The organism is Martelella lutilitoris, from assembly GCF_016598595.1.
GTDB lineage: Bacteria > Pseudomonadota > Alphaproteobacteria > Rhizobiales > Rhizobiaceae > Martelella > Martelella lutilitoris_A.
This window is the reverse complement of record NZ_CP066786.1, coordinates 3658725-3677451: the sequence shown is the minus strand read 5'-3', so window position 1 is coordinate 3677451 and position 18727 is coordinate 3658725. Positions and strand designations below refer to the sequence as shown.

The window sequence follows — 18727 nt, the reverse complement described above, 5'->3', positions numbered from 1 at the left end:
GGAAAGACATGACTATCATCAACAGGAAAGCTTTCGGCGCCGCCTTCGCGGGCGCCATGTTCTTAGCCACCGCGGCCGGCGCCCAGCAGCCGGAGCCGGTTGCGGCCTCCGACACGACCGTTTCCTACGGCGACTGGTCGCAGCACTGCATGCTCGTGCAGATCCAGAAGGCCGACGAGAAGGAGCCCGGGCCGCCGCAGCGCGTTTGCGAGGCAACCCAGACGCTCAATGTGCAGCAGCAGGAGGGCGGCCAGGTTCAGCGCATCCTGACGGTGGCCGTCGGTTCGTTGCCGGGCATGGATGCGCCGCGTCTCGTGGTGCAGACGCCCGCCAATGTCGATCTGCGCGCCGGCGTGACCTTTACCGTCGGCGGCGAGCCGGCCGGACAGCCGGTCAAGGGCGGCGCGGTTGGCTCGGCCGCGGCAGGCAAGGACATGATGATGACCTATGTGACCTGCGGACAGGTCTGCGCCGCCGACATGGAGCTTACGGCCGACCAGATGAAGGAGCTGAAGGTAGCCAAGGCCGCATCGGTCTCCTTCAAGATCATGAACGGCCAGGAGGTCGCGCTGCCGCTTTCGATGAAGGGGTTCTCCGCAGCCGTTTCGGCCGCTCCCCCCGTCAACTGACGGCGGAAGACCTTTCGGCAGGGGCTTCGCGGCAAGATGACCGGCGCGCGGCGCGGCCGTCTCGCTCCCGGCAACGCGGCTTCATTCTTTGGCGTAAGATGACCGGGGACGCATCGCAATTGCGGCTGCGTCCCCGGTCTTCGGTGCTGCCCCGAAAGCGACGACGCGGATAGCGCGCGCGACAATTCCGGCTCGTCTATAAGTGTGACCCGGCTCTAATAAAAGTATACGCTTACGTATTTGTGGAGTTGTCTCCGGCAAGGGTTCTGCCGACGATCTACTGGTTTATTTGAGAATGATTTTCCTTTGAACATAATGATGATTTATTATACATGTATAAAATGGGCATTTAGTGGAAATTAACATGTAATAAATCGAGTTAAATAATGTTAATATTTTATTTACATTTGGATTGATTGCAGAAAAAACAGGTTTTATTCTCAAGGGCGGGGATCGACTGTGTTGGTCGGATTCGTGATTTTGCTCTGCGGCAGTCATGTCTGCCGGAGCTGCCCAGGGGGATAACATGTTTGGTACACACCGCATCAATCACAGTGTTTCGCAGCAGGACATTGCCGCCGCAAAGAGCGGCTCGGCGCGGCGTCGCCTCCGGCGCTATCTGGCCGGCACGGCCTTCTCGGGCGCGGTGATCTTCGCGGCATCGGGCGTCTACCTCTCCGATGCAAGCCAGGTCTGGGCCGCGGATTGCGCATCCTCCGGCAGCGGCGGCAGCCTGACATATAACAATGTCGGCAATTGCACGCTGAACCTGGACAGCACGTTTACCTATGGCGGCCAGAGCTACACGGTTACCGTCAGCGGCAATTCACAGATCACGACGACCAATGGCAACCTCAATATCGGTTCCCCGGGTTCGTCCGGCGGCGGGGACATGACACTGACCATCCAAGGACCGGCGCAGTTCACCGTTGGCAATGGTGCCCCGACCTATGTGGGATTCGGGTCTTCGAACGGCGGAAGCGGCTATCTTCATGTGACGGGCGGCGGGCACGCAAATTTCAACGATGTGTTTCTCTCTTCCGGAAATCAAGGTAACGCAAACGGCAATATCCGGTTCGACGCTGGTGCGACTGTGAATATGGGAAATCTATCCATTTATGGACCGAATACTGCGGTTTTTAATGGCGGTAACACCTCAATAACAATGAGCAATTTCGGCTTTGCCAATAATTCAAGTCAGACACCTGGCCGGATCGTCGTAGAGCAAGGGGCTAGGCTCAACATCAACGGACAAACTTCTGACATGCAAACGACTGGCAGGCTGGTCGTCAGAGACGGCGGTAGCCTCTACGCTTCTACGCTGAGTCCAAATACACCCGGCAACAACCAGCTTTATATTGTGGTGGGCGACGAGAATAATTTGGACAGGAATGATGTCAGCCTGTTGCAGCCGCAGCATGCGCCAGGAGCGTTCAATGTCCAACGTTTGGCCAAATCCTCGGCAGGTTTTAGTTACATTCGTATGGATATCAATCACACTGGAACACAGCGAGACAATTATACAATTTCTACTGATGTATCTGACGATGCATCCGTAACAATATATAATAGTGGCGGGTTCACAACCTATACAGGTAACTACGGCTCGGGCTTTGGTGAATTCATTGCGCGTGGCGGAACATTTAATCTTCTCGGTAGCGTTTCTCGTATGGCTCTAGCGGGGCCGTCGGGGATACTTGGCGGCACAGGCCATATCACCAGTTTTTTCGGGATCACTAATGGCGGCACTTTGAGCCCGGGTGACCTGTCCAAGGGGGGAGTTGATGATCCCCACTATGGTACCTTGACATATTCTTCTTCTACTTCAGGCAGTGTTTTTAACGGTGTCACCCTGAAAATGGAGCTTGGCGTTACGGAAAGCGACCGGCTGAACTTCCAGGTTAACGGAGTTCAAATAACAACTTCACAACCAAACTATCTTGTTGTTGACTTCCGAGGTCAATATAATCGTGAATACACATTGATAGCACTGCAGAGCGGAAGTATTACTGGTAAGTTTGCAGATACTGTAAATGACTTCGTCACCAAGGGCGGTCAGGCGCTTTCTCCCAGCGACTATCTGATTTCCTATAATGGCGGCGACGGCAATGACCTGACGATCATCGTCTATGGCGCACCGGCCGGGCCGTTCACTTTCTGGAACGGGGGGACCGGCTCCAACCTGGCCGTTTCCGGCGGCGCCGGCGGCAACGGCACCTGGAACGCCGGGAACACGAACTGGGTCAATGACGGGCCGAACCCTTCGACAGGAACCTGGACTGCGAACGAGACGGCGGTTTTCGGCGGCAATAGCGGCACCGTGACGGTTGCCAGCAATGTCAGCGTCGACGGGATCGAATTCAGAACCGGCAATTACGTGCTGACGTCGAGCGGCAGCGCCATCACGCTTGCCTCGCAAGGGGCGGGCGATGTCGTGATTGATGTGAGCGGCAGGAATGTGATCGATGTCCCGCTTCTGGGCAATCCCGGCAACACGCGGCTGGTCGTCGACGGCGGCGGCGAACTGGTTTTGACCAATGAAAGCAATGGCTATACCGGCGGCACGCAGGTTCAGGCGAACAGCACGCTGACGCTTGGCGACCAGACCTGGGGCAATGGCAAAATAGCGGGCACGATCGGCGGCGTGCAGTCGGCGAAACTCAATGTCTTCACCGCGTCCGAAGTGGATTTCAGCAATCCGGTCAATCTGTTTTTGGGCGAGATCGATTTCAACGCGCCAAGCGGCGGGACTGGCATCATCAATCTGTCCGGCGTAAGCAGCAATTTCAGCGGGGCGGCCGCCGTGCATCAGGGGGCCGTGCTGAATATGGCCAACGGAACGCTCGGCGGCGATCTCGTGGTCAATCCTTCGGCCATTCTGTCAGGTACGGGTACGCTTGGCTCTGTCGAGATCCAGACGAACGGCACCCTTTCGCCGGGCGACTTCGGCTCGCCGTCAGATAACCAGTTGCAGCTTCATCAGAGTGGGGCGGGCAGGGTCGGCAGTCTGACCTTCGGCCCTGAATTGTTGATTGCCGGCAATGCCACAATGATCTTCGATGTCCATGTCGGCAATCATGATACAGTCAACGTTCAGGGCCTGTTTACCGCAGGCGGCAAGCTTCTGGTCTATTACAACGGTACCGACGGCACCGCATACACGCTCATCACCTATCAATCCTATTCCCCGAACGAGAATTTTCCCGGCGGTATCAGCGTTTACGACACCAACAAGCAGGCGTTCCTGGAAGACGGTCAGTACGAGTGGAGCCTGCACTATAACGGCACCAATACAGGCGTGCTGATCGTACAGGAAAAGCTGGATGACCAGGACTATTACTGGAACGGCGGTTCGGCCGGAAACCAGAACCCGACGGGCGTTATCAACGGTTCCGGCGGCGATGGCACATGGGACATCAATAACTCGAACAGGAACTGGGTCAGCCAGCAAGGCACGACTCCCAGTATCTGGGAGAATGGAAGGACCGCGCATTTTGCAACGCGCGGCGGCTTGGTCACTGTCGCCGCCACCAATATTTCGGTGGCCGGGATCTTCTTCGATACCGGCGGCTATACGCTGACGGGCAATTCGATCCAGCTCACGCCGGACGGCACGCGCGGCGAGACCGTGCCGAGGATCGACGTTGTCGGCGGTTCGACGGCGACGCTCGATCTGGTGCTTAATGCATCAAGCCTGCGCAAGACGGGCGGCGGCACGCTCGTTCTGACCAAATCCAATACCGCGATCACCGGCACGACCTCGATCGAACAGGGCACGCTGCAACTCGGGACCTCCGGCAATTCGCAGCCGGGCTCTGTCGCCGGGGCGATCACCGGCGGCGGGACGCTTGAACTCTACGCCGGTTCCTCAATCAATTTCACCAACAACATTACCGGGCTTCAGGGCGCCTTCAACATCCGCACCGGCAGTGTGACGATGTCCGGCAACACCAATGCAAACCTGGCGACGACAACCAGTTTCTATTCCACTGGCACATTCACGATTTCCGCCTCCAGCACCTATGGCGGCGGCCTCAATATCGTCAACGGCACTCTGATTGTGGGTAATAACGGCAATGTGGGGCAAGGCGGCAGCCTCGTCTCGGTGCAGTCGAACGCGTCGCTCATCGTCTCCAATCCGTTCAATGTCCGCGGAAGCCTTACTCTCGCCGGCGGATCCCGCAACGTGTTCCAGAACACCAGCGGGGTCGTGAATGTCGCCGGGTTCCTTAGCCTGGGCGGCAGCATCCTGAATGCCGGCGCGCTTTCCGGGTCCGGCGTTTATGTGCTCTATAACTACAGCAACGGTGTCAACGGCCAGTTCTCCTCCGGCAGCACTCTGCCGAGCGGCTCCAGCATCGACTATCTGACGTCCAATCAGGTCAGGCTCATCGTTCCGGGATCGAACGGCATGATCAGCCAGTACTGGGACGGGGCGGGTACGACCGTGAATTCCCTGGTTGGCGGCAACGGCATCTGGAACAACTCCAACAGGAACTGGGCGAATTCCCAGGGCAGCATTGCCTCGGAGACCGCATGGGTGAACAACAGCACTGCCGTTGCCATCTTCTCCGGGTCACAATCCGGCACGGTAACGGTCAACGGCGATCTCAGGGTCGCAGGCATGGATTTCCAGCGCGACGGCTATGTCCTGCGCTCAAACGGCTTCGGCGCCCTCACCCTTACCAGCGTCCGCGGCGCGCCTGTTTCCATCAATGTGAATGGTGGAACCGCAACCATCGCCGTGCCGCTTCAGGGCACGCCCGCGGGCCTGACCAAGACCGGCTCCGGCATGCTGGTCCTTTCGTCAGCCAACACCTATCAGGGCAACACCACGATCAGCCAGGGCACGTTGCAGCTTGGCGGTGCTCTGGGCAATGGCACGGTGGTCGGTTCCATCTCCGGCGGCGGCACGCTGGCCGTCTATGCGCAGTCGGGAACGGGCGTATCGTTCAACAACAACATCGACAGCCTGACCGGTCCGTTCAACATTACCGGGCCCGGCCGCGTTGACTTTGATCTCAATGACAGCGGCTATGGCGGCACGACGACCGTAACGAACGGTACCTTCAACCTCAGACAGGATATCGGCGGGACGGTCAATGTCTTCGGTGGTACGCTTGCCGGCGACAATGCCACGATCGGCGGTCCGGTAGCAATCGGCAACGGCAGCATGGCCGGGCGGCTTTCGCCCGGCGATGCCTCGTTTTCCGGCAACAGCTACGGTATCCTGACGATCAACGGCGATCTGACGCTGGCGGCCAATGCCACCAGCGTGTTCGGGTTCAGCCTCGCCGGCCAGGCGAACGCGCCCGCCAGCAACGACCTAGTGGTGGTCAACGGTACCATCAACCTCGGCGGCAGCGGGTTTGACGTCACGATCAACGACGACGAATATGGCGACTACACGCTGTTCCAGTACAGTCAGAGCTATACCGGGAATTTCGGCGCCAATGTGAGTGTGAAATTCGATACGACCGAGGTTCTGCAGCCGAGCCAGTATCGTATCTGCCCGATCAACCCGAGTTGCCGCACGACCACGACGGATACGATCTTCCTGACAATTCTGAACGCGCCTAGCGGGCCCGGGCTCTACTGGGACGGCGGCAACACCAATCCCGGCGACGGCACGATTGTCGGCGGTTCGGGCACCTGGCTGCCGGAGGCTTTCCCGAATGACCAGAGCTGGACCGGCCAGGACGGCATCAAAAGACACCCGTGGACTGACGACTATACGGCGATTTTCGAGGGGACGCTCCCGGGCACGGTGACGGTCAATACCGAGACCAGTCCCGGACAGTACGAGCCGATCAAGCTTGGCGGCATGCAGTTCAACACGGTGAATTATGATATTGTCGGCGGCCCGGACGATGTGTTTGCCATCGACAGCGAGATCATCATGTATGTGGAAGACGGCGTGACGGTCACCAACAACGTCGCCTACCAGGGCACGGGCCAGATCCACAAGGACGGCCCAGGCCTGCTTGCGGTCGCTCCCTACAAATTCGCCGGGAACTGGGTGATTGAAAAGGGAACCCTGCAAATCGGCGACGACAAGTTTCCCGGCTCTCTGCAACAGGATGCGGATATCCTCGATGAAGGAACGATCCGGTTTTATCGTTCAAGTGGCTACAACAAAACCGTCACCGGTTTGGGCATACTCCAGTTCAGTCTGTCAAACTTAGTCACTAGCCCCTTCACATTTAACGGCGACGGCAGTGCTTTCGCGGGCGAGATCCAGGTGCTCAGGGGAACTCTGCAGGTGCAAAATGCCCCAGGCCCAGCGCTGAACGGTGCAAGCCTTGTCGTCGGAGGAACCGACCCGCTGGCGCCGGGCGACCCGTCTCCTGCGGGACTCAATGTGTATTCGTCCATGACGATCTCCGGAGAGATCGATATCGGCGACCGTAATGACACGCTGCTCGGTTCACAGGGCTCCTCTTTGTCGATCTCCGGTATAGCTCTCTTGACGGCGTCAGGCGATGACGATGTCGATATCGGCAACGTCGAAGGCTCGATCGTTGATGCCGATATCAGGGGTACCCTGAGCGCCGCGGGTGGCGATATCCGGGTCGGCTATGCCGACAACACGAATGTGACAATGACCGCAAGCGGACAGTCGGGCCTCGTGGAAGCCAAGGGCGGATCGATCGTGATCGGCAATGGCAAGAATTCCATGGCCACCTCTGTCAGCGTTTCCGTGCAGGGCGGCGCGACGTTGAGCGCGGCGGAAGACATCCGCATTGGCGGGCTCTCCTCGGGCCAGCCGGGCATGGGTACGCTGAACATTGGCAGCCCGGCCGGAACGCCGGCGCCGCTGGCGGCCCCCGGCAATCTGTCCGCCCAGCAGCTCGTCTTCGGCGGCGGCACCGCCACTCTCGTGTTCAACCACTCCGGCGCACAGGCAGACGACTATGATTTCGATGTGAAACTGGCTGTCGATTCAAGCGGTGACGGACAGACGATCAGCGTGCTTGATGGCTTCACCTCGTTTTCGGGCGATGGCTCGGCCTATACGGGCGACGTCGACATCAGCGGCGGCACCTTCAATGTCAAGAGCACGCTTGCCGGCAATTTCAATGTCACCGGTGGCGTTCTGTCAGGGATCGGTCATCTGGGCAGCCTGAACAACATGGTCACGATCGGCGAGCCGTCCGGCACGCCGAAATCCGCCACGCTCTCGCCGGGAGACCTTTCGGTCAACGCCCCTCCCGCAGCAAATTACGGTACGCTGAACATTGTCGGCGATCTTTATCTGGACACCACGGCGGTCAGCCTTTTCGATCTCGGCAAGGCAGGCAGTTCAAACAATCCGGCCCTTGGCGGTCCCGAGAACGACCTTGTCACCGTGGACAGGGGGCTGACAGCCGGCGGCGCGCTGGATATCACCGTCACCGGCGGCTACGGCTATTACACCCTCTTCACCGCTGACAATCTCAACAACAGCGAGTTCGATCCGCAGAATATCACCGTTCTGCTCAACAACACGCCAACCGGCAGGTTCCAGATCACCTATCCGGGCAAAAAGAATGTTGTGCTCGAAGTCTATGACGTGCCGACCTATTCGGACCTTTACTGGAACGGAATTACACTCCAGCCATCAGTGCCGCCACAGGTTGTGGGCGGCGACGGAGACTGGTTTGTCAGCTATGCCCACACCAATTGGCTGAATCCGACGTTTAAGAAATCCTTCGACTGGAAATCGCCCAACAGGGCGATCTTCGACGGCGCGAGCGGCAAGGTCAAAATCAACACGGTCCCGAACGGCCAGTCCGAGCCGATTGTCGTAACCGGTATGCAGTTCAACAAATCGGGCTATGAGTTGACCTACACGACCTCGGCCACGACCGACGCGTTGACGCTGCTCACGCCCAACCAGAATCCCCCCCTAAACCCGGGCGTCCCGGAGGTCCCGGTCATCGCGGTCGACGACAGCCTCGCAACGAATGGGGGATGGGCCTCGATCGGCGTCGTTCTGAAGGGCACGGACGGCATGGAGAAGGACGGCGAGGGGACGCTGATCCTGACGGCCGACAATACCTATTCCGGCGATACGACCATCAGCGCGGGCACACTCCAGCTCGGTGACAGTTCCAAGGGGCTGGACGGCTCGGTTCAGGGCCTGATCAACGTGAAGACGGCCAATTCCACGACCCTTGCCGTCCAGGCCACGGGAACGCCGGAGATGAACAACGGGCTTGTCGGCCTGGGCGATTTCAATATCTCCGGTCCCGGCAGTCTCACCTTCTCCGGTGAAGGCGGCGCGTTCGGCGGCGACCTCTACGTCTTTGGCGGCGGCACGCTTGTCGTTACCGGCGAACTTGCCGGCGAGACGCTTTTGATCGGCGAGGGCAAGGGCGGCAGCGGCCAGCCTGACGGCTCGGTCACGCTGACGATGGGCGGCCGGTTGAAGATAGATGAGAGCATATCGCTCGCCGCGCTCCAGCCCCTCAGCCCCAGCGAAGTCGCGGTCCTCAATTTCGGCGCAGCCGCAACGGATGTCGCCGCTATGACGGGCGAGATCCTCGTTGGCACCGGACAAGGCAGCGTTTCCTTCAATTCCACCCAGTCGGCCATGGTCTTCAACCATGTATCCGAGCGGGTTACGCCACTCATATTGGACAACTTCAGACTGATTGGCACCCAGGGCGCCATCAATCACATCTCGGGCACAACGGTGTTCCAGGATGTCACCGCGTCACAGTTTACCGAGACCGTTACGATTTCGGGCGGCGTGCTTGTCCTTGAGTATGGGGGCGGCGTCTTTGGTGAGCCGACGATTTTGGGCGGCCCTGTCACGGTGCAATCCGGCGGCACGCTCGCCGGTGCAGGGAACATTGTCGGTCAGGTGACCGTCATGGGCCAAGGCGTGCTTGAAAACGAGCAGAATCTGAGTAGTCAGAATCCATACTCGCTCAGAGTTGCGAGCCCTCTTGCCATGGATGCGGATTCGATACTTCGCGTCTATCTCGACCCCGCGGCGGTAAACGCAAACACACCGCTTTTTGCCTCCGCCTCTCTTTCATTGCCATCGAGCGGTATGGTTGAGGTGGACGTGAACACTGTCGGCGGCAAGACGCTCGGGCAGGGCTACTATTTCCTGATTGATCCAATCACGCCCTATTCCGGCCCGCAAAACATCCTGACGCTCGCGCCGGGGAGCAAACCGACCTACGTCATCACTTATGCCAACGACAGTGGTCTGCCGGGCATATATCTGCACGTGACCTCCGGCACGGCCAGTCTTGGCGACTACTGGAACCCGACCATGAACGGGTCGGGCGCCAGCTATGGCGGTGACGGCACCTGGACGGCAAGCGGCGGAACCGACTGGACCAATGTCCCCGACAATGCCGCCGTCGTGAATTTCGGCGGCTGGGACAACAGCGGCGTAACCGCGATTTTCAAGGGGACGGGCGGCAATGTCACCGTCGACAGCGTTACGGATGGCCAGATCCAGGTGGCCGGGTTTAATTTCCAGGCCGGGCCCTATGTCCTGACCGCGGCGAACACGGCTGACACATTGATGCTTGTTGGCGCTGCCGTGACCGTGAACGTGGATCAGGCTGCCGGTTCGGCAACGCTCGCAGTGCCGCTGCACGGGACATCAGGCCTGATCAAGCAAGGCCCGGGCGAACTGAAGTTCACCGCCCGGAACAGCTATGACGGCGGAACGGCGGTTCAGGAGGGTTCGCTTGTCTTCGGCGACAATGCTGCCGTCGCCGGCCAGATCAGCATCGCGAACGGCGCCGTTCTCGCCGTCAATGCCACAGGCACGGTCACTTTCACGACGTCAAACGTCATTTCCGATGGTGGAGGCAGTTCGGCAACGCCGGCGGCGTTCAACATCGTTGCAGGCACAGCCGAGGTGAACAGCTCCAGCACCAGGTTCTCGGGCAATACCACGGCCATGAACGGCGGCACCTTGACCGGGACGGGCGCTTTGGGCGGCACTGTGACGGTGCAGCAAGGCGGCACGCTGAAAGGTACGGTTCAGACCGGGCCTCTTACGACCGGCGACAGTCTCGTCCTTCAGGCCGGCTCGACCCTCGACGTTACCCTCGACCCCAACGCGCCCAACACCACGGTACCGCTGTTTATTACCGGATCGCTGGATGTGGTGAGCGGCATCGTCGACGTTCATTCCACCACCGGGGTTGCCCAGGACATTCAGAAGGGCGAGTACTTCCTGATTTCCTATACGTCAAAGCCCAATGGCAGCGATCCGACAAAGCTCGTTCCCTCGTCCGGGAACTTCAAGATCGTCGACGTCAACCACGGTGTCTATCTGACGGCCGAGGAAGGCGTAACCGCCTATTGGCATCCGGTGCAATCGAGTCCTGCCGACTTCGGCGGGCCGGGAAACTGGACGGCCAATTCCGGCTCCAACTGGTCGGATGAAAACGGCGGCAACCTGGGCCCCTGGACAGCCGGCGCCACGGCGATCTTCAAGGGCGATGCCGCGGATGTCGCGGTCGACACGTCAGGCGGCGCGGCGGTCGAGATCGGCGGGATGACCTTCCTCGTTGATGGCTATGTCATAAAGGGTCTTGCCGGCAGTGATGAACTGACCTTCACGACCGCGCAGTCGAACATCTCTGTCACGGTTGGTGAGACGCCCGCCGATTCCGCTATCTCGGCAACCGTCGAATTGCCGATGACCGGCGCTGCCGGCCTGGTGAAAGACGGACCGGGAGAGCTCGTTCTTGATGCGATCAACACATATAATGGCGGCACGCATGTTCTGGAGGGTACGCTGACGACCCAACAGGCCGGTGCGGTGCCGGGCGACATAATAGTCGAGCAGGCGGCCATCTGGAACTGGGACGCCAGTGGCCCCTCTGCATTCCATGGAAACATCGAAGGTGCCGGCACGTTTAACGTCAATGTTCCAGGGAGCCTGCAACTGACCGCTGCAAACACCTTCACGGGAACGACGAACCTGGCTGCGAACATGACGCTGAATGTCACGGGTTCGCCGGGTTCGGAGTCTTCGGCCCAGCTTCTCGGCACGATCAACGTGGGCAACAAGGCGATCCTGGAAGGCATGGGGTCTTTCGGTGCGGTCCGGGTCGGGGACAAGGGAAAGATACGGTTCGGTGCGTATGACAATACGGGCGCGATGGCCGTTACGACGGTCAGCGCCGAGAGCCTGGACATTGTCGACGGCGGCAGCTTCGAGATCGCGGTCGACAGCAACGTTCCCGGCAGCGCCAGCCTGCTCAATGTCTCTGGAGCCGTGACCATTACCGGCACGGTGCAAGGGGATGTCAAACTGATCGGAGAACCCTTGCCACCAGCAGAATATACGGTCATCGCCGGCGGCCCCGGATCTTCTTATAGCACTCAGATTTCGGCGCCTGCCGGCACGGTTACAGCTCTCTACGGCTTCGAGACAGATCCGCAAAATCAGAACAACCTTCTCTTCACGGTGAAGCCGAACACCACGAAAGATCTGTGTGTCCAGCTCTCAAGCGATGCATGCGATATCGTCGGCACGATCAAGTCGCTTTCGAGTGATCGTGGTTTCGGGGCGTTGAGGAACATCCGTATTGACGAGGCGGAGGAGGTTCTGCCGCAGCTTTCGGGTGATGTCTATGCGTCGAGCGATGCGGCGATGGTTGCGGGCAGCCGGTATCTTCGCAATGCGACCGGCGAGCAGGTGCGCGGGTCGCTCGGCGGGGTTTCGACGGGAGCGGGGATTTCGGCGGTGAGCAATTACGCGGCCGAACCGAGCCCGGTCGCCACGCCCTTCGGCGCCTTCGAGGAGGACAATGGCGGCATCGGGGTCTGGGCCGCGGGCTACGGCGCGTGGTCGAGCATGGACGGCAGCGGCGTTGCCGCGAAGATGACGGATTCGGTCGGGGGCTTCTTCCTCGGCGCGGATGCGGCAGCCTTCGGTTCGATGCGCTTCGGCGCGGTCGCCGGCTTCGGCCAGTCGACCTACAAGGTCGATGCGCACAATGCCAAGGGCACGAGCGACGACTATACGTTCGGCCTTTACGGCGGCGGCGAATGGGGCGGCTTCGGCGTCGATTTCGGCACGGCCTATACCTGGCACAGCGTCTCGACCAACCGCAGCGTCTATGCCTCGACCTTCACCGACCATCTGTCGGGCAGCTATGACGCGGGCACGTTTCAGGTCTATGGCGGGGTCGGCTACGGCTTCGACGTGACCGACAGCTTCACGCTGGAGCCCTATGCGGATGCGGCCTATATCAACCAGCATTCGGACGCGTTTACGGAAACGGGCGGGATCGCGGCGCTGTCCTATCAGAGCCAGACGATGAACACCGGGTTTACGACGGTGGGCCTGCGGGGCGCGTGGGAATTTGACATCGGCGGTTACCAGAACCGGCTGTCGGCATCTGCCGGCTGGCGCCACGGCTTCGGCGATCTCGATCCGCAGGCGGCCTTCACCTTCGCGGGATCTGATCCCTTCGGCGTGACGGGCACGCCGCTTGCCGAGGACCAGGCGGTTCTGAGCATCGGCTGGGACACCGAGTTCTCCGACACGGTGAGCGTCGGCGTCAACTATACCGGCCAGTTCGCCGGCGGCAACCGAAGCCAGAACGTCACCGCAAAGCTCAATATCAGGTTCTGAGGCAGGTCGCCCGTGAGATACGAAGCCAAAATGCCGGGCGCAAAGCCCGGCATTTTATTGTCTGGTTATCCTTGTGACTGAGCGTTGTCAGAAGCGCAGGTTGAGGCGTCCGACCACGTTCTGGCTCTGATAGTCGGACGCGAACAGGCCGATATAGTTGACCTCGACGTCCAGGCTTTCATTGAGCGTGGTCTGCAACCCGACATTCAGGACTGCCTGGTTTTTGGCAATCGGCGCACCCGTGATATCGAACGAGGTGCCGCCGGCAAAGGCCAGCGCGCCGACGCCGGCGAGATCGCCGTAGCCGCTTCGCCACCCGGCCGATGCCACGACCTGCCCGGTGAAGCTCTCGCTCTCCAGTTCATAGCTGGTGCGCACGCCGAGCGTTGTAAAGCCGGTGCTCGTGTTGGAGCCGTTGCGGGTGAGCGCCGCCATGCCGCCGGTTTCGGTGAAGCCGTCGGTCTGCTGGTAGACATAGGCGGCATCGGCGAAGGGGCCGGCATCGAAGTTCGAGGCGAGTTCGAACATGTAGTCGACATCGCCGTAGACCTGGTAGGTTCCGGCGCCGTAATCCGCGCTCTCTTGCTCGCTGAGCCCCGGAATGGTGACCCGTCGATCGGCCGAGATTTCGTGCCAGGTATAGGCTGTGCCGAAATTGATGCCCCAGTTGTCGACTGCCCCGCCGCCGTAAAGGCCGAAGGTCCAGTCATTGCTGGTCGCCGAGGTGCCGCGGCTGCTGATATCATAGCTGCTGCTGCCGTAACCGGCGACCGCGCCGAAGCGCAACGTGTCGAAGACCGGGATGTCCGCGCCGATGAAGACGCCGCCGACATTGTTCTTCATTTCGGCCGTATCGCCGGTGGCCTTGTAATCGTTCCAGGAGCCGTAGGCAGTCATCCAGGCGCCGGTGCCGGGCGCGTCCTCAGCCAGTGTCTGACCCGTGCCGTCGACAGCGGCATAGTTGCTCGCCATGGACGGGGCGGGTTTCTGCGGATCGCGGTAGGTCTGGCGAAGCCGGGTATTGGTGGCGTCGCGCACATAGCGGCTGTCATCGACCATTGCCGAGTCAATCGAGGAATAGCCCTCGCCGGAAAGCTGGTCGAGCGACGGACCGAGCTGATCCTTGGGCAGACCCTTGATGATCTTCACCAGAGGATCATTGGGACCGAGAGAATTGATGCCGCCTGCCGTATTGCACTGGTTGGCGGTCAGCCCGGGAATGCACAGCGTGGTCCCGTTATTGGTCAGATCCTTCAGCGTCAGGAAGACAGTGTTGGCGGTATAGCCGATATCCGCGCCGACAAAGGCGGAGGTTGAAGCGACATCGGCATTGAAGCCGGCTGTTCCATCGCCGTCGCCATCGGTTCGCGTCACGCTGTCGGAGGAGGTGATGATCGTCACCGTGGTGCCGTCGACCACCGAGTTGCCCTCCGCGTCAACGGTGACCTGGCCGCCCGAAACGGTGACAGAACCGCTGGCGTCGAGCAGGTCAGCCTTGGTTTCCAAGCCGTCGGCGGTATTTTTCGAGACGACATTGGCGTAAAGACCGGACCCCGGCGCGAAGCTCAGCGTATTCATCGACAGCGTGTCGATGCTGTCAGTCGTGCCGGCCGTGATGCGGCCGCCCTTAATGGCCGCGACGCGATCAAGCAGGCCGTTGCCGCTCAGCAACCCGGTGCCGCTGACGGTCGTCTCCCCGCCGAGCTTGCCGGAGACCGACAGGCCGCCGTTGGTGACCGCGGTCGTGCCGGAGAAAGCCGAGCTGTCGGCGGTCAGCGTTGTTGTACCCGTGCCCGCCTGGTTGAATTGGCCGGCGCCGGAGAGTTCTCCGTTGAACACCCAATTGGCGGAGCGCATGACATCGACAATGGCATTCGTGTTGATGGCGATGTCGCCGACAAGCGAGCCGGTTGCTCCGCCATTGCCCAGTTGCAGCGTGCCGTCTTCAACGGTCGTCTTGCCGGTATAGGTGTTGTCATCGGTCATCACCAGTGTGCCGCTGCCGGTTTTCGTCAGGCTGCCGGTCTGGCCGGTCGCGTCGACGAAACGTCCGGTTGCGGTCAGTGTGTCGGCGCCGGCGGCAATATCGATCGTGCCGCCATTGCCGGTGAGCTGGAATGTGCGTGCCGTGGAGAAGCTCGATGCGGTCGAGAGCCGGCCGCCGTCGAGCAGCACGCCGCCGGTCGCCGCGCCGAGGTTCTGGTCCTTGCCGATGGAGACCGTGCCCTCACGGATGGCCGTGCCGCCGGAATAGGTGTTGTCGCCGGCAAGCGCGAGGGTTCCCGCGCCCGTTTTTTCCAGAACGCCGCCGCCATTGCCGGGTTCATCGGAAATGACGCCCGTGGCGGTCAGCGTGTCGCCGCCGTTTGCGACGTCGATCGTGCCGCCATGCTTGTCGACGGTCATCGACCGGCCAGTGGAAAATCCGGTCGTCGCCTTCAGCGTACCGCCTGCAAAGGCAATGCCTGCCGAGGACGCGCCGAGATTGGCGTCCTTCGAAACCGTCAGCACGCCGCCCGTCAGGCGGGTTCCACCCGAATAGAGGTTGTCGCCAGCAAGAACGAGTTCGCCCGCGCCGGTCTTGTTGATGCCGGCGGTGCCGTCGAGAACAGAATTGATCGTCGCCGTCGTCGCGGCGTTGGGGCCGACCGCGATTTCCGCCAGATTGTCGGCACTGGCGGAAACGAGCGTCAGCGTGTCGCCGGAAATCACGTAGTCGGGTTTGGCAAATTGAAGACCGCCGGCTTCAACCGGGTTTGCGCCGTTTTGGGTCTGGATGGTGACCACGCCGGCATTGCCGGTGAAGATCGCGATGTCGCCCTGTTTCCAGTCGCTGTGTGCCGTCGGCGGGTCGGCATCGCCCCAGTTTGTGTTGTTCGCGTCAAATGTGTTCCAGTTGCCGTTCCCGCCGGAAATGGGGTTCGTGCCGCTTGTGGTCAGGCCGTCCCAGTAGACGAAATCCGGGCCGGAGGGGCCGCTGCCCGCCAGATTCAGATAGACATGACCGACCGGCGTATAGGTAACATAACTGCCGGTCGGGATATTGCTGCCCAGCACAAACTGGTTGGCCGGGTTCGGGGCCGAAGGCGCCGTCGCTGAATTGATCAGGGCATAAAGCCCGCCAGGCGCGCCAACGGAATCGACCTTGATAGTGGTCGCGCCTACTCCGCCGAGCGTCAGTGTATTCGAGGTGAAGATCGGCGTGGTCGAGGGCCCGTTCAGGCCGACCTGGAGCGTGGTTCCCGTCTGGAAGGCGAGATCGCCTGCAATGGCGAGAACGCCGTTCTGGTCGCCGAAAAGCGTCGCGCCCGTATTGATCGCGACATTGCCGCCGACGCTGCCGGCGCCGCCGAAGTGGGCGGATGACGCGACCGTGGCGCCGCCGGTCAGGCCGCCGGCCTGGCCGCCATTGCCGAGGCGGAGCGTTCCTTCCGACACCGTCGTCAGTCCGGTATAGGATTTGGTGCCGGTGAAGACGAGCGTGCCGGCGCCGGTCTTTTCCAGCGTGCTGACCACGGCACCGGGCCCCGAAGCGCTGTAATTGTTGCCGTTGCCGATATCGACGGCGATCGTCGCGGTCTGGCCGCCATTGGTGACGGAGATCTGGCCGCTTCCGGCGGAATAGGGCGAGAGCGAGAGCGCGTTGCCGGCGCCACCTTCGATACTGTATTTGTCCACGGCGAATTCGAGCCGGTCGAAGGCCAGCGTTCCGCTCGCGGTAACCGTGCCGCCCGTACCGTCAAAAATGCCGACCGAACGGGCCCAGGCCGCAGCTTTCGTTCCGCTCTGATCAGTCCAGTTGCCCAGACCCTCGACCCAGGTGCCTGTCCCGCCGACAAGGCCGCCATCATAGGGCGCCGGCGCGCCGCCATTCCAGTATTGCGCAATTTCGTCGTTGTTATCGTAGACGAGAAGCCTAATCATTCCCGGGGTTTGAAAGGCGCCATGGCCGGGTTCTACAACGTCGAGCCGGTAATTTGTTCCGGGTGTTATGCCGCTGAATGTCGTTGTTTTGAAGATCGTTCCGGGCGCCGGGTTGAGCGCGCCGCCATACTGGAAGATATTGTAGACGGGCGCATTGCCCTGGACGGTGGCTGTGAGCGACGCCAGGGAAACATCGAGCGCGCCGCTGGTGACGAACAGGGGCTGGCCGGCGGTGGCCTCTTCCAGATCGGCCGTTATCCCCGTCGTATCTCTCGTGAACGTAACCGATGTGCCGAGCGTGAGCGTGCTGCCCTGCCGGTTGTAGAGTGAGCCGCTGTAGATGAGATCCACCGCACCGCCGAACCCGCCCGTGCCGGAGAGAATGCCGGAAATATTCACCTTACCGACATAGTCGGGATTGCTGCTGGTCAGGATCAGCTTGTGGGTGGAACCGCCGTTGCGGATATCAATCCGCGCGTTGGTATCGCTGGCGGTTTCGGTGTAAATGCGATTGCTGACGGTCTGGTCCTTTGTCGCCGAATAAAGGGCAAGGCCGGCATTGTTCGACATGATGATGTCGCCATTGACCGAGGCGTCGTAATAGGGTCCCGGGAGACCAGAGGCATCCAAGCCGCCGATCGAGAGGGCGCCGCTCTTGATGTGGGTGGCGCCGGTATATTGCATGTCCGTGACGAAGGTGATCAGGCCGCCGCCCAGCGTGCCGTCCGAGCTTTCGATGTAGAGATCGGTCACACTGCCGTCCTGACTGTCGTGGATCGGCACGGCAAAGCTCTGAGTGTTCGGGACCAGGCCGACGATGGTTGAGTGGTTGCTGCCCGCGGCCGGAGCCATGTAGAAGGCGCCTGTGCCCCGGATGAGGTAATAATTCGTATTGCCGCCGGCGCCGTTCGGCGCGCCGAGATAGATCGTGTCGAAATTGATGTTGCCGACGATATCGATCACGGGGTGAGCCCCGGCCGGGCCGATGAAATGGGCATTGGTGCCCGGGGCGTTGGACCATGTCACGCCTGGCTGGGTGTTGCCGGCGTTCGTCCAGTTCAGGTTTCCGCCGACCGACCATGTGCCGTCGAGGGCGACGATGGGCGAGCCGTCGCCAATCACTGCCCCCGAGGTCCCGGGCGCATTCCAGTAGAGATCCAGGGCAGAGGCCTGCTGGGGCATGCCGCAGTAAAGCGCCGCCCCGCTCGCCAGAAGCAGCGTCGTGAACGCCGTGCCCGACAGGAAACGAGCAAAAGCGCGCGCGTTCTTTTTGGGCGTCGGTCGAGCGGTTTTCGTTTCTGTCGATTCGATTGCATGGGACATTTCTTCCGATCCTCTCCATTTCAAGGCAGATCTGACGGGTTTAGAAGTCGATTTTCCGTCGCCTTTCATGGTTAAAATCGTATAAAATGGTTAACAAACTATTATATTTATAAATATAATCGAGTTATTACTTGAAATAGTAGAAATTTAATATTTTAAAAATTATATTATACGTAATTTATAAAATAATAAATTAGAAATTTAGATTTTATATAAATTATGAATGCCGAAATGCATCTGGGAATTG

General features: G+C 60.4%; 3 protein-coding genes. 2 read left to right on the top strand and 1 reads right to left on the bottom strand.

Annotated features, from left to right (window positions below; translation table 11 throughout):
- The first annotated feature begins 8 nt into the window (after positions 1-8).
- Positions 9-629 (top strand): invasion associated locus B family protein, encoded by a 621-nt coding sequence (locus JET14_RS17505; protein ID WP_200335176.1) that lies wholly within the window; start codon positions 9-11, stop codon positions 627-629.
- A gap of 1981 nt (positions 630-2610) precedes the next feature.
- On the top strand, positions 2611-13233 hold the full coding sequence (locus JET14_RS17500; protein ID WP_200335174.1) for an autotransporter domain-containing protein: 10623 nt from the start codon (positions 2611-2613) through the stop codon (positions 13231-13233).
- 87 nt (positions 13234-13320) lie between these two features.
- Here JET14_RS17500 and JET14_RS17495 read toward each other — a convergent pair whose 3' ends face one another.
- Positions 13321-18480: an autotransporter domain-containing protein gene (locus JET14_RS17495; RefSeq protein WP_200335172.1), complete on the bottom strand. Its 5160-nt coding sequence runs from the start codon at positions 18478-18480 to the stop codon at positions 13321-13323.
- Positions 18481-18727 lie beyond the last annotated feature (247 nt).

Coding starts and splice junctions, on each gene's coding strand:
- JET14_RS17505 (WP_200335176.1), top strand. CDS start 9: ATGACTATCATCAACAGGAAAGCTTTCGGCGCCGCCTTCGCGGGCGCC.
- JET14_RS17495 (WP_200335172.1), bottom strand. CDS start 18,480: ATGTCCCATGCAATCGAATCGACAGAAACGAAAACCGCTCGACCGACG.